At 42.6% G+C, this 13,642-nt stretch carries 19 protein-coding genes; all 19 read right to left on the bottom strand.

The window, feature by feature from the left end; translation table 11 throughout:
• Positions 1 to 322 precede the first annotated feature (322 nt).
• Positions 323 to 874 carry a DUF4376 domain-containing protein gene (locus tag L6I86_RS10900; RefSeq protein ID WP_236287054.1) on the bottom strand — a complete coding sequence of 184 codons (552 nt, stop codon included), beginning with the start codon at positions 872 to 874 and terminating at the stop codon, positions 323 to 325.
• On the bottom strand, positions 874 to 1,839 hold the full coding sequence (locus L6I86_RS10895) for a hypothetical protein (protein WP_236287052.1): 966 nt from the start codon (positions 1,837 to 1,839) through the stop codon (positions 874 to 876). Before L6I86_RS10895 ends, L6I86_RS10900 begins: the two co-directional genes overlap by 1 nt.
• Positions 1,839 to 3,041 carry a hypothetical protein gene (locus L6I86_RS10890; RefSeq protein WP_236287051.1) on the bottom strand — a complete coding sequence of 401 codons (1,203 nt, stop codon included), beginning with the start codon at positions 3,039 to 3,041 and terminating at the stop codon, positions 1,839 to 1,841. Before L6I86_RS10890 ends, L6I86_RS10895 begins: the two co-directional genes overlap by 1 nt.
• Before the next feature lie 15 nt (positions 3,042 to 3,056).
• Entirely contained in the window at positions 3,057 to 3,626 is a 570-nt protein-coding gene (locus L6I86_RS10885; RefSeq protein WP_236287049.1) for a putative phage tail protein, read from the bottom strand.
• Positions 3,619 to 4,680, bottom strand: a complete 1,062-nt coding sequence (locus L6I86_RS10880) for a baseplate J/gp47 family protein (RefSeq protein WP_236287047.1) — start codon at positions 4,678 to 4,680, stop codon at positions 3,619 to 3,621. Before L6I86_RS10880 ends, L6I86_RS10885 begins: the two co-directional genes overlap by 8 nt.
• Before the next feature lie 5 nt (positions 4,681 to 4,685).
• The gene (locus L6I86_RS10875; protein WP_236287045.1) at positions 4,686 to 5,078 is read right to left on the bottom strand and encodes a DUF2634 domain-containing protein; all 393 of its coding nucleotides are present in this window, start codon (positions 5,076 to 5,078) and stop codon (positions 4,686 to 4,688) included.
• Entirely contained in the window at positions 5,075 to 5,386 is a 312-nt protein-coding gene (locus L6I86_RS10870; protein WP_236287043.1) for a DUF2577 domain-containing protein, read from the bottom strand. The genes L6I86_RS10875 and L6I86_RS10870 overlap by 4 nt, the downstream gene beginning before the upstream one ends.
• Positions 5,383 to 6,294, bottom strand: a complete 912-nt coding sequence (locus L6I86_RS10865) for an XkdQ/YqbQ family protein (RefSeq protein ID WP_236287041.1) — start codon at positions 6,292 to 6,294, stop codon at positions 5,383 to 5,385. Before L6I86_RS10865 ends, L6I86_RS10870 begins: the two co-directional genes overlap by 4 nt.
• Positions 6,295 to 6,359: 65 nt before the next feature.
• Entirely contained in the window at positions 6,360 to 7,106 is a 747-nt protein-coding gene (locus tag L6I86_RS10860) for a LysM peptidoglycan-binding domain-containing protein (RefSeq protein ID WP_236287039.1), read from the bottom strand.
• On the bottom strand, positions 7,103 to 9,139 hold the full coding sequence (locus tag L6I86_RS10855; protein ID WP_236287037.1) for a hypothetical protein: 2,037 nt from the start codon (positions 9,137 to 9,139) through the stop codon (positions 7,103 to 7,105). The genes L6I86_RS10860 and L6I86_RS10855 overlap by 4 nt, the downstream gene beginning before the upstream one ends.
• A gap of 358 nt (positions 9,140 to 9,497) precedes the next feature.
• Positions 9,498 to 9,920, bottom strand: a complete 423-nt coding sequence (locus L6I86_RS10850; RefSeq protein ID WP_236287034.1) for a phage tail assembly chaperone — start codon at positions 9,918 to 9,920, stop codon at positions 9,498 to 9,500.
• Between the two features lie 21 nt (positions 9,921 to 9,941).
• Positions 9,942 to 10,406: a phage tail tube protein gene (locus L6I86_RS10845; RefSeq protein ID WP_236287033.1), complete on the bottom strand. Its 465-nt coding sequence runs from the start codon at positions 10,404 to 10,406 to the stop codon at positions 9,942 to 9,944.
• A 1-nt stretch (position 10,407) separates the two neighbouring features.
• Positions 10,408 to 11,721: a phage tail sheath family protein gene (locus L6I86_RS10840; RefSeq protein ID WP_236287031.1), complete on the bottom strand. Its 1,314-nt coding sequence runs from the start codon at positions 11,719 to 11,721 to the stop codon at positions 10,408 to 10,410.
• Positions 11,721 to 11,897, bottom strand: coding sequence for a hypothetical protein (locus tag L6I86_RS10835; RefSeq protein WP_236287029.1), 177 nt, complete (start codon positions 11,895 to 11,897; stop codon positions 11,721 to 11,723). The genes L6I86_RS10840 and L6I86_RS10835 overlap by 1 nt, the downstream gene beginning before the upstream one ends.
• Positions 11,894 to 12,316, bottom strand: a complete 423-nt coding sequence (locus tag L6I86_RS10830) for a phage tail terminator family protein (protein WP_236287027.1) — start codon at positions 12,314 to 12,316, stop codon at positions 11,894 to 11,896. Before L6I86_RS10830 ends, L6I86_RS10835 begins: the two co-directional genes overlap by 4 nt.
• A 1-nt stretch (position 12,317) precedes the next feature.
• A complete protein-coding gene (locus tag L6I86_RS10825) occupies positions 12,318 to 12,722 on the bottom strand; it encodes an HK97 gp10 family phage protein (protein WP_236287025.1) in 405 nt (134 codons plus the stop codon).
• Positions 12,719 to 13,090 (bottom strand): hypothetical protein, encoded by a 372-nt coding sequence (locus L6I86_RS10820; RefSeq protein WP_236287023.1) that lies wholly within the window; start codon positions 13,088 to 13,090, stop codon positions 12,719 to 12,721. Before L6I86_RS10820 ends, L6I86_RS10825 begins: the two co-directional genes overlap by 4 nt.
• Before the next feature lie 3 nt (positions 13,091 to 13,093).
• A complete protein-coding gene (locus L6I86_RS10815; protein ID WP_236287021.1) occupies positions 13,094 to 13,462 on the bottom strand; it encodes a head-tail connector protein in 369 nt (122 codons plus the stop codon).
• Complete coding sequence (locus L6I86_RS10810; RefSeq protein WP_236287019.1) at positions 13,446 to 13,631, bottom strand: DUF7210 family protein; 186 nt, start codon at positions 13,629 to 13,631, stop codon at positions 13,446 to 13,448. The genes L6I86_RS10815 and L6I86_RS10810 overlap by 17 nt, the downstream gene beginning before the upstream one ends.
• Positions 13,632 to 13,642 lie beyond the last annotated feature (11 nt).

Genomic DNA, 13,642 nt, shown 5'->3' with positions numbered 1-13,642 from the left:
AACCTTTTTCGGAAAAACAAAGCAATCACCTCTCCCCAACCATATCGAGATCCTTCTGTTTTTCGAATCTGATTGAGAATTCTAAGACGCACTTCCGATGCGAACCTAAGCCGTTTTACAATGAAGTCCTAGTACTCATCTAAAGATCCATAACCAGCAAATCTAAAGGCGTTAGCTTCGAATGTGGTAGTCTCTGCAACAAAATAGGCTACGTGAGAGTATTCACTCCTCGTAGCCCATTTGACTAACTTGCCTATGATTCGATCTTTAAACGTTGGATCTCGACGACGTTTCACGAAAATAACGTCGCAGGGTTGGAGATTTACCATATAATCACCTCGATCTCCTCAGGAGTGGTAGCGGTGATAGCTAGCTCCTTAAGCGTCCAGTACTTACCGATATTCGAATTTTTATGCGTGAGTCCAGCAGCAAACACGGCTTTAAATTGATTGATCGTGTGCAATTGTGGAATGCCAGATGCCTTCCAAGGAAAGCTTCCAGATATCATTCCTGCAGTAATCGCGTTTAGCATGCCACCTAGATTGATTTGAGCGTCATAATCGAAATCATATGAGTTATCAGTGCCGAGTGCGTCTGAGGTGAACCCCGAGAGAATAGCTTCATTACATGCTTTGTTTAGTTCTGCGATTTTAGCGTCAACTGGGGAGATGGCATTGGGATCAAGTTCTGTCCTGGTTGTCCTAATTTCTTCTACGTACTCACCTTGTTCAAGGTCGAAGGAGTAAGAGATATCACAAACGGTTTCGTAGTTTAATCTGACCGTTTCGAGCTTCTCAATAGTTCCTACTGCAAAAGTAGAGACTCCATCCGTTTTAAAGACGTTTGGACCATCGATATAAAATTGCATACTCATTAGTAGTACGCACCCCCGTAACCATAAGACACGGAGTCCGTACCCGTGTTTGTTTTCGCCCTAATGACGATGCTGCTCCTGAACCAAATTGCATCAGGCCAGTATTGAGTTACACTTTGATTGCGAGCAGCGGCGTTTACGTATGGTACAGGCAGAGTACCACCTATGTTTTGATACAATGAAAACCCATTATTAAAAGGAAGATAATAACCTGCGTCAGTCATATTCCATAGATGCCTATCTAAAACTATAACATTATAAGGTGATTGAGTGTCCAAAGTTACATCCAAGACGGTAACACCATCAATTATTATTTGATAGGTATTATTCTTGAAGTTGTTACTCATGAACATATATGCAAATTCAAGATAGCCCTTTCCCGTTATGCTGAGTATGTTTTGGAAAGATGTTGTTAATGTCATTCCTTGGTGCGCTTCGGTACCTACATAATTAGTACATAACGACTTTTGCGGGGCCGCTGCTGCCGCTGCCTTCGCGTCTACTGCCGCAATTTTACCAAACAACGTTTGCGCGGATGAATTATCCGTATTAGCGCCAACGAAACTGGCAACCGTGGCAATTTTACCAAATAACGTACCAACGCCCGGCGCGTCTGCTGCTGCGCCAATTTTTGTTCCCACGTTTGTATTGATCGTGTTTACGGTTGTGTTTACAGTTGATAGCGCCGAACTCGTGGCCAATGTCGCCAAGACGGTTTCAATCGTGTCCGTGTAGGCAATAAGTTGTGCCAACCTAGCCATTACAGATCCCGTTCCACTGGCTGTATCACCCGTCAAGCCGAGAAGTGTTTCCAATATGTCTGTATATCCTTCTACCTGATCAACATAGTTTGCTATTTGTGCCAGTCTTGAAAATAAAGTACTTGTACCAGCTGCATCCGCATTAGTACCAATTTTATTTTTCAAATCTATTACCTGTGAAAGAGTAGCCGGATCAATGGTCATTAAGTCACCGCCTTAGTTATCGTTGAAATATTATCACTGCCGTCGTATGTAATTGTATAGGTTACTGTTTCCCCACCTGCTGTTTCAATTACAGTGGATAACCGGCTACTCCCGTCATAATTTAAATCCGTTGATTTAACGACAGTAGAAGCATCCTTTTCTTCTACCCTAGTTAGTTTCCCAGCTGAATACGTTGTAGTAGTTGTTCTCGTATCTTTGTCCAACCATACTGCTCTATTTTTCACAACTTCTGTATTGTTGGCTCCAATGTTCTTAGTGGCCGATTGAACAAAAGATGTCGACGCCACTTGAGCTGTATTGGTACCGACTGCCGCCGTTGGTACAGTTGGAATTCCTGTAAGTGCTGGTGAAGCTAGCGGCGCTTTTAATGCATCAGCAGCAGCTAATGCAACGCGCACTGCTTCAACAAATGCCGTCGATGCAGCTTGTGTGGTATTCGTCCCGGCCGTAGCAGTTGGGACAGCTGGTACCCCAGTAAATGTAGGTGAAGCCAGTGGCGCCTTTAATGCCAATGCATTTGTCATTGTCGTTGCGAAGTTCGCATCATTTCCCAAAGCCGCTGCAAGTTCATTTAAAGTGTCTAGTGCAGCTGGTGAAGAGTTTACCAGCGCAGCAAGCGCGGCTTGTACGAAAGCTGTGGTCGACACTTGTGTTGTATTTGTGCCAATTGCTGCAGTTGGTGCAGTTGGTACACCCGTGAGTGCAGGAGAGGCTAGTGGAGCCATACCAGGTTGACTAGGTACTTGGAATGTCAGTGCAGTTGTCCCTAGTGTCACTACCCCTATATTTGTCATGCGCCATTCTGTCTTTTGGTTCACGGTACCTTCTTTTACAAATACAGAAATACCACTTGCTATCTTAGCGCTAGTATCAGCATCAGCCGAACGAATCCAGGCAGTACTTTGCACAACATAAGGTCCATTCTGACTTGCTGTCGTTTGGTTCTTGACTAAAACTCGATCATTTACTGCAACTGACACGCCATCAATTGTTTGCAAACCAGAAAGCGTGATGTTCGCCGTGGTTGCAACTCTCACATCTGCATTTCCATTTTTCAATCCGACAGCTGCATCGATTTTATCCCAATTGTCATTGAGCATCGTTTGAATGTTGAAAGTATCGTTTTTATCCCCAGGCATGATCTTCTTAAGGAGATTCAAAATCGTTGTAAATGCCGGCATGTTTTTTCTCCTTTCTTAAGCATCCAAAAATGGAGCAAAATCGGACATTTGATGTATTTCGAGTTGTTCGAGCTTCATCAACTCTACTTCGCTCAAAGCTAAATATCTAAACGAATAAACCACCGCAAGATGCGCTGGCTTTGTTTCATCTATTGTAGATTTAATGTCATCTAGGTTTGGAGGAAGTCCAAGTGTATCTATGAACTTGACCGTGATTTGATAAATTGCTGGTTGTTCAGTGACTTCAATTGTCCCATGTTCGAAGGAAGAGACAACGCTTTGAAGTAGCTTGACAGTTACTGTCCCTGTACCCCGCATTTTCGCTTTAATAACTGATCTTCGCTGATCATAAGGCTTCGCAATATCTATCGGAATGCCGAGAAATTCTTCCCAATTAGCTAATCCCCATGTAGCAAGATCAACAAAAGCCTGATTAAAGGAATCTCCAATGTTTGCTGTGAGCTCATCAATCTCTTGACCTTCTGTATTAAATAGCACGCGAGTTTCGTAAATTTCCTCGTACAAATCGGGTAACGCATCAAGCAAGTTCTGTCCTACAGGACTAGTAAGAGCAAAATCACCCACTCAGGGTCACCGTCCCCTTAACCGCTACGGCCCCTTGTCCAATCGAGATATTGCCATTTGTTCCGTTAAGCTGCAGGGCTGTGTAATCTTGCACTCCCGAGACACTCAAAAGGATAGCGCCGATCTTAGCGTATTTGACAGATGGATCTGTTCCAAATGCAATTCCTGCCAGATGAGAAGTAAGATCTGCCTCAAAATCTGCTTTGATTTGTGCAAGTGTTCGAGAACCGTCCCTCACAATGGTAGCAGCCACATTAATACTAACTAATGTAGCTGCTACGACAGATACCGTAGCCCCAACAGGCGCAGCACCATCGCCAGTGCCAGGAGTAGGCGAGATATATGCTTGAACGTTTTGGACAAGTTGTGTGCTCGCAGGCTTCTTATCAGTATCAATAATAACTACCTTTACCGTACCAGCTCCATTCCATAGTGGAATGATTTGTACACCACCGATTCCTTCAACTTCTAGTGCCCATTTCATGTAATCCGCTTTATTCCCCGAAGTTGAAGGCAATCTAACTTGCTGAAGAAATCTCGCTCTATACTGAGCATCCGATTCTTGATCTTCACCAGGAATCAGCACATCATTTAGACTTGCAGATACAAGCCCAGCAATATAATCTAATGGCAACATGGTACCAAAATTTTGATTTCCAACCTGGCCCAATGTCTCACACTTTAACTCGAATTCACCTGCAGCAATTCTGAGCTGAACTACAAAATTGTTTCCCGATATTGAGAATCTACTTCCGATAGGGACATCAAAAGGAGAACCCCCAGCTCCAGTAAAAACTCCTTTACGAACAGCATACGTTCCCGTACGCCTCGCCTGACCGAATGGAGCCGTGATTGCATCAAGATACACATCTGTTGCTGTATTAGGAAAGACTGCCCTTAAGCTAGAATCTAGCGCGACATACATCTCCGCAATTTCTGAAGCTGCTGGAGCCAAAGCATCATAAATAATGCTGCCTTGCCTCTTATCAACATCATCTGGGACACGATCAAGCATCCGCTGCAAAATTACTGAATAGCTTTGAGATTCATACAATAGATCTACACCTCCTTCTGGGTTTGAAAACTCCCAAATGTAGAGACAACAGTGAAATTAACTAAAGCTGTATCACCACTCACCTCTACACTGAAATCTCCTACTGATCTGATGCGATCATCTTGAAGCAACGCCTCCTGGATTCTTCTGCTTACCTCAGATTGAATATATAATTTACTCCTCCCAATCAATGTGGTTATCTCGCTTCCGTAATCAGTACCATAGATGAAATGCTCGAAGCGTTCTGTTTGCATAATTTTATAAACAGCCTGTTGAACTGCTTCCAAATCATCTACATACCCAATTATTCGGTTACTCACTGGATCCAGCCTGTAAGTTCTACTTGGCTGAGAAAGAGGATGTATTTGCTGATTGATTGAACCGCCTTGAGGAATCATTCGTTCACCACTCGATCTAAGATAATGTACTGTTGGCCTCCCTGGATTCGAAGAAGGATAAGTGACTCCCCAACATCAAGACCACGTCTAATGACAATTGTCTGTGAGCTTATTTCGACAGAATATGGTGTTAACTGCTCCGGAATAACCAAAAAATCCTCGTCAAGTGCAAACCGCTGATCCACGGTCACTTCAAGAGGATTTATATTTGTTACTTCTCCAAAAAGTATATTAACTGGCTTGCTTGCTTCTGTAGCTCCAGAACCAGCTTGTTTCATAAGCTCAACTAAAGCTGTAATATTTCTCATGCGTAAACCTTCAAATCAAGTGACATGGTATGATCAGCTCCTTCGAACTTGTGACTGCATTCTTCAACTAAGAAATATTGATTGATCCCTATCTCAGCTATATTAATAGAAACCGAGCATCCAGCACGTACCCGGATATCACCAATTGCATCTAGACTAAAGGTTCTCGTCTCACGATTTTTTAGCGAAATCAAATTGTTCAATGTTTCATTAATTTGAGCTGGATTCATTTTGTCTTCTGCTTTTTGATATAACTGCAGCCTGCCCCATTTCGCAATATTGGAACTATCCTGAGCGATGTACACGTCACGTTTTCCTGACTCTTTGTTATCCTGGACAATTTTGACTCGGTTATAGGTATCGGTGTCAATTGATCGAGACAACTTGTAATCATAAGCCAAGCTGACATCACCCAGGGAAAGATCCAGTTTCCAGTCAGCTATGTCAGTCAAAGAAAGTTTTCCAAAATCATCATGAAACACATAGGTCCGGCCCGTAACGAGAACCGTTTTCGTCAAAGCATTATTAACAATCTCCAGTAATTTAGTTCCGTCTTCGATCATGGTTGGTATTTTATAGACTGTATCTGTCAAATTTCCAACTTCTAAACCAGTGTCGATCGCAATCTTCTGAATGATCTCGGATGCGCTTATGTTTTTAAATACATAAGTATCACTGCTCATTAAGTAACGAAGCTGATCGTAGGCTATGATCTTAACGGATTCATCACGTCCATCGTTAATCGTAAAGATGTATCCGTAGAATACAGGCTTTTCATCCAATCTCACTCGAACCACATCGCCAGAGTTATACTGAAAAGTTACGTCTTCATAGATCCCACCCTTTAAAATTGTAAACTCAAGGATACCCGCTTTACCTACGCGACTAGTCTTTAGAGTTACATTCACCAGTGGAGGCTCCCATATGGCTCCGTTACGATTATCAATCTCCAGGACTAACACAAATGTTCACCTCACAATGCCGGTAGTTTGATGACAGAGCCAACCGATAACTTTTTTACATCAGTATCCGATAAAGAATTAATTAGCTGAATGTCTTTAAACCTAGTGCTATCCGGGAACCCAGCTGCATCGGTATAGAATTTCATTGCAACTTTACTTAAGTTGTCACCATCTTTAAATGTGTACGTGTCGGGCCTTATCCTATCATCAGGTCTTCTTGAATACTGCTGAATGGCGACTTGATTACCATTTGAATCCGTTTTGAGTACAACTCTGCGAGCTGAATAAAATACATACTCTTTCAATGAGAGGCTATATTCGATATCCCCAGAAGAACCAGCGGATTCATTCCAAACAAACTTTTCTATCGAAACAGGCATGTTAATATCTTTGCCTCGAAATAGCTGCGCGGCCAGATGTTGCTCGTAATGCGCAGCATAAATAAAGCGCACAGGCCTCTTGGTCCCCATCCACTTCTCAATCAATCGAATATAATACATCGGCTCAAACAATGTCTCTGTTGCCAAGAAAGGATAGAATTGTCCTGGGAATAACCCGCTAAATGATACTTCTCTTAACTTCGGGCTCTTTATAACATTAATCTCACCAGCACGCGTTTCCCCCGTCCCACCGCTAGCACCGATAATGTCATAAGTCTTTCCATTTCCGCCTCCAGTTACTTCTATAGATTCCGGATTAACAGGGAACTGAAATCCTTCAGCATTGTTGTTATAACTCAAATGGATTTCATAACTCACGGGGAAATCACCCCATCAACAGAAACAGCCATTTGAGTTCTTAACGATTCCACTAGTTGCCCAACCATGTCCTCAACATCACTAGCTTCATGATTGTGAATATCACCGGTAAGTTGAACCGTAGGTGTTAAAGTAATGAAATTTTGAATACTCTTCATCTCTGCCAGCTCACGCATAACCTTCAAATCCTCATTAGAAATATCCACGGTATCATCTATCTTACCAACCTCATTAACGCGGTCAATATTTGCATTCTGATTCCATCTATCTAAAATTTCAGATCCTGGAGTTATGGGACCGATTGCATCATTGGCTGCTCTCATAGCAGATCGATTATTCAGCATATCCAATACTTTCTGCTCACGAGAAAAGGCATTTGTTTCTGCAGCAGCAAAAGCAAGTTCTTTTTTACCAGATGCAAAATCTAGTGCTTTGTTTGCGAAATCCTCCATATTAAACTTCGTACCGATTTCAAACTGTGAACCCGTAAGTTTGTTGACGAGACCAAGTACCTTATTGATACCACCAATAATTCCATTAATCGTTTCATCATAGATACCGCCAATGGACTTCGCCCAAGAAACAAAAGGTTGTAGCATCGCTTCGGCTAGCTGCCAAAAGTACACTGGTATTCTATCGAAAAAGTTAAGTATGGAGTTCCATGCTCGAATGAGCCCAGCTGCGAAATCATCATTAGTTTTCCATAATTTTATTACCCATACGATTAGTCCGATTATGATTGAAATAATTAGAATAATCACATTCGCTTTCATTACCGCATTCAATGTCCCCCACGCTGCTGCCAGTCCGGATACTGCAAGGGTCTGAATGAATATCGCTAACGTTCCCGTGCCGGTTGTGGCAGCTTGAATAGCTTGAGCAATTGATAGCGCCAATGTAATAGCCCTCCATGCTACGAACGCGGCTACGATCCCCCAAATTATTGGTTCGATGTTCCCCCAATTGCCTGAAATGAATTCGTATATATCTGTAGCAACATTGAAAAGATAAATTGCTTGATTCACTACCCATGCTAACCCAGAACTTAATCCAATAAAGAATGAATTGAATTTGCCCTCCTGAAAAGCTTGATTCAACAAGAGGATTACTGGTAGTAAAGCTTCAACTGACTTTTGACCAGCGTCAGCAAACATTGACTTCAAGTTGTTTCTTAAAATCTCCGATTGCTTAGCAGGGCTCGACAACATCTTATCGAAAGCAGCTTGTCCCATGCTTTGCATCTCAAGTAGTTTATTAAAAGCCTTAATGAAACCCTCAATATCTCCACTCTTCCCAAGCTCATCTAGTTTGACTGAACGAATCTGTGCTTTACTCATATTGAAACGCTCAGCAAGTGAAATGATATCACCACTCATAGCTTCTTTAACCGAGAACACACCACCATCTAGACCTTGGCCGGTTGTATCAAACGCAGCTAAACGCTGTGCTATATTGTTCAGTTGAGTAATTTGATTCGTGTCCCTTGTCATCGAAAAGAAAGATAGAGCTCCAGTCAATGATGCTTTTACCTCAGCACCTGTTTTCAAAGCGTCTTGCTTGAATTTCTGGAACATAGCTGCTCCGACTTGGTCATCGCCTGTTCTAGCTTTAAACATATCCTGCATCTTTTGCTGCTCCATAGCGCCACCTACGGTAGCCTCCCAAAGTTTCTTAGCAGCGGCTATAGAAAGATAAGCTGAAGCGATTCCTTTAAGATTCCCTAATAACCCTCCTGAGCTATTGGTGCCTTCTCGTATTCGGTTATTTAATCCTCCCTGCAACTCTAGAATCTGTTGTTCTAAACGTGCGATCCGCTGCAAGGCATCCTGAAGTTGCTGAGCGTTACTACCACTTGCAATACGAAGTTGCCTAACAGCACCAATAAGCCGCATCACCAAACTTTGCAGGTTTTGGAACATAGATGTGAGTTGCACAGGTAGATCAACACGAATTCGCGCTCTAATTACACCCAAGCTTCTCTCTAAACGAGATCGTAACTGAGTCACCTGGGTTAAAATCATATTGGAATTCATGACAAATCGCAGCTCGATTGTTCCATTTAAAGAATGTCTCAGCCGATCTGCGATAATTATTGTTGAATTCATGGATTGCTGTGCACGATTCAGCGTATTAGAAAATTGGTCAAACAGTTTTAGACTAGCTCCAACGGTAGCCATCTTAAAACCTCGTTTCTATGTCATTTCGTTTTTGCCGCATCAGCTTCTTTCTTTGAGTACAATGAAATGGAAGCATAAATAAATGCTCTCTCGCTTAATGGAAGTTCCAGTATTTCATGTGGAAGCTTCCTCAGTCGATGTAGAGCATAATGAAGAAGTACAGCGGTTGGATCTGGATCCTGGTTCTGTCCATTCATATCCCAACCGCCGTCAATTAGTTTTTTGCTTCTTCCACCAGATCGTTCATGTCTCTATCGAAACCATTAATCTCCTGTACTTTCAGTAGCAAATTTGAGTATTCACCAGCAAGAAGCATCTTACGAATAAGCACCTCTGCTCCAAGCACCCCGTACGATTTTTGAAGTTCTGCATCCTTCAAGTTTGGAAAGGCAACGCTTGCGACAGCCATCTTGGATAAATACTCAGTCTGGTCAATTTCAGATAGCATTTGTCCATGCTTGCCTCTTGTTCGTTTAGTTGAAGCTTTACGCAGTGCATCATTCTCTTCTTCTGTAAGCGAACGAAGCTGCCAAGCAACCGCAGCCCCCTCTTTATCCTTAAATCTCTCAGATACAACAAAATCCTCCGTTGTCTCCGTGGCTACGTTTCCAGCTAAAAATGCACTAATATCACTCATTAAAATTATCCTCCTCGGCCCCTAGCCTAATGTCGGTTTTACGAAATGCGTTGGCATATCCCAATCATCAAAAGTGAAGCTTACCTCTTCTTCTAGAGCTTCTGACTCAACATCAAAAGAAGCAATTGTAAGCTCATCTAGATTAACGTTCTTGACTACTGTCGTCTGATCACCAATCGATGAGCTAGGATCATTATTTACCACTTGGACATCGAAGTAAGAATCGATGCCGTTCTTCGTATAATTCAGCATCAATTCCCTAAAGGCAGAAGTAACATAATAAATCGTCATTGTTCCCGTACCGGTGAACCCATTAGCTTTATTTTGTGTACCCAGTTTGCCTAGGGTCTTAATTTCTTTCTTATTCTTTTTTACTTTAGCCTCAAACTTCTTGGCATAGAACATTTCCTCGACTTGACCATTTATGATGGCATAGGCTTTTGCGGATTGTCCGGAAATCGTATCTCTAGCTTGTAGAAAGGTCATTCTATCTCACCTTCACTTTGGTATAGATTTTCTCAACTGCATCCACAGGTTGAATGGACACTTCCGTATAGACACTGTCGGATGACTCTCCTTGGATAACCGTAATGTCCGTTTGAGAATCAAAATTTTGAATAGCTCCTATAGATTGCAGAGTTTCTAGGTACTTCACATACTCGTTCTTTAACAAATTCCGTCCATCTGGGTTATTGTCTAATTTACCAATATAGAAGGACTCGAATGCTCTTCGTAAATCGTTATTCACAGCGTCCAAGACACGGACAACTCGATTTTTACTAAACACTTTCCCCTTCGTTACACTAAACGTTGTGAGAGAATTAATATCCTGTTCAACGATTGCCCTACCCTGATTCTGAGTAAATAAGAACTCTCCAGCTTTCAAAGCCGTCTCGATTTGGCTATTGGTATACCGCGGATTTGCATCAATCGCATCGTCGTACGCCTGATACGTAAGCGACTCATTAACCTGCGCTGCGGCCGTCGCTCCTGCCACCCAAGCTGTTGCTGAAATAGCATCCAGGATCGTACCATCCGAAAGAACGACACCGTTTTTGACACTCACAACACCTTCATAATTTGCAGTCGGATAGTTCTCAAGTACGGTTTGAATTTTTCGACCTTCATCGTCTCTGAGACGCTTAGTAAAAGCAACATAAACTGCTTTCAGAGTGCTGTCATTTGAAGGAAGGGCAACCGTTTGAAAATCGTAGACTTCAATAGCAGCTAAGTAATCCGTGTGGTCACTATTTGTAGTAGTACCGTCCGCTCCATTAATAAGTGAAGCGCCAGCACTTGCTGTAAGTGCACCGGTACCACTCCAATCAATCCAGGCATTTGCAACAAGGCCCGCGATGTTCGGTACTGTCTGCTTGTCCATCTCCTCAGTTCCAAGGAGCGTCTTCACATCGAATTTAGCTGCATCATCAACATTTACCTGAATGATAACCTTTAAATCATTACCCCTGATGCCGCCATACTTTGCAGTTGCCGTCAAACTCCCTACTGTTACAGTAGCCTTCGTCCCCGCATTTAAGCGATACAAAAGCAGCGTACCTGCTCGTTTAAGTGCTTCTTTAATGAGTAACAACTTTGAATCAGTGATATCGTATCCAAGTAACGACTTTACATTATCACCTGCATGAATCGTTAGGACCTGTTTCGCTGCTCCCCAACCAAGTTTCAAGGCCATTGTTGCAATGCCTCGATCACCCAATGTGCCAAGTGATGCACTACTTGAGAAGTTAAAGTACGCGCCTGGTCGAACTTTATTTTGTGTTGTAAATGTTCCACCTGCCATTACTTGACCTCCATTTCAAGAAACTCATTAATCATCTCAATAACTTTTGAATTCGTGTAGCCCTCGCCATCGACCAACAGAGCATTTAAAACGTCCTTTTGAGCCCCGGTAAATCGATTAGAAGCTAAGAACTGTTCTTTAGAGTATGTTGGCTCCTGCTCTTTTTTTGTACTCATAGATGAACCTCCTGTTCTGATTGCATCATTTTTGCTTCTGCAGGCTTTTCTTTCAGAAGATGCACCCTAAAACTTAGAAAGAAATGGAGCACATCATCAATAATTTCGTACTTTAAATCGTTTGCCCTTACTGGACCGCTGATATTGATAAACTGTAACGCTTCATAAAGACGTTCAGCTATTCCCCTACAATCTGCTTTTTTCGTAAGACTGTCTGCATCAGGGAAGAAATGTACATTAAAGAGTAGCGAACGGAAGAAGCGATTATTCATTTCTCTATTCTGGCCGCTATTCAGTTGCATGACAAAAAAAGCAGGCTGCATAAAGCCCTGCTTTACTTGTTCCGTATATATAGGAAGGTTTGGATCCAGCTCATCCAGCTTACCTAATATCCCGTTAAGGATATCCTGATCAATCATACTACCACCCCAAATGCCGCTTCATGAATTGCTGCAGCTTTTGTTCCAATATAGCAGGCAGCTCCTGCTCAAGCTCCGAAATGGATACAGTCAACATAAAACGTCCCTCCACCCACCCTCGATGATCTCGAGTCCGATGACCATGCTCAACATACATAGCGTATTCTACTGGATTTATTATCTCGATTTGAATGTCAGATCCGACTCGTTGAATGGCTCCAATACTCCACCCTCGACGCAAATCTCCAGAAAGCACAGGAGTGCGGGCAACGGTTTTTGCGTAAAGCCGCGCAGCCAATTCTTTAATACACTCTTCCAGGAGAGTATGAGCATGCTCTTGGAGCTGATCTAGACCTTTCTTAAAATCCTGCAAATCTGAAAAACTAAAGTCACCTAAGCGGCTCATGCACGGCCAACTTCATTCAACATAATCTCTTGATGTGTTGTATACCGAAACGGCTTTCCAACTTGCTGAAACCTAATATCCATTCCATCTTGAATGACGTTTATCTCGCTGCCCGCTCTGATGCTTACATCTGGAGAGATAAAGAGCTTCGCATCATAATCAATCGTGTTATCAGTATCCGTACTCGTCACTCCCCTAAGTGCGGTTTGTGAAACAGCGCATGGCTCGTCCAGTAGGGCGATTACCCGTTGTTGGCCTGTCACCTTAGTCACCGGATCCTTTACTAACTGCAATTCAGTGACCGTACAACGACCTTCATAAGTCATTTCTATAGCTGCCCTTTCGGCTGCTACGTTTCCGAAGCCCAAAGACTACCACCTCAACTTCCTATAAGCAATAAGCTGACTTTCATATCTCTGCAAAAATGACGCTCCTGGGCCAGCTTTAACCATTGACTTAGATGAACCGAATGTGGTTGTAACATCCCCGCGTTTAACGCTCTGAATGGCCTGCTGAGTTTCCGGAAACTCTGAAGCATACTTCGTCCTATACTGATCCTCAGCGATTTGTAAAACCACATTATCCAGCTCTTCCGGAACAATTGGAATGTTACACCAAGTGCATATAGCAAAGATGACCGTCTCAACCGTAAAGATAAGCCGGCCATCTTTGCTATTATCTTCAACAGGAATAGCTAGCAGGTCCTTAAGCTTGCTATAGTAATCATTTGTCGTCGTCATCGTCGCTATCACCTGAATCAATAACACCATCTTTAATAAGGGAGGCTTTATCATCAACAGAAATTTCTAATTCAGTCCCCGCAGGGTAGTAATTACCGCGGTATTTAACGTTTTGAATAAACTTCACTTTGACATTCTTTGTCTTTTCTTCTTGTGCCTTTGTTGTCATCTACGTTCACC

Source organism: Paenibacillus allorhizoplanae, assembly GCF_927798215.1.
GTDB classification, from domain to species: domain Bacteria; phylum Bacillota; class Bacilli; order Paenibacillales; family NBRC-103111; genus Paenibacillus_E; species Paenibacillus_E allorhizoplanae.
Note: the sequence above shows the minus strand (reverse complement) of the source record. Positions and strands in the feature narration are given on the sequence as shown.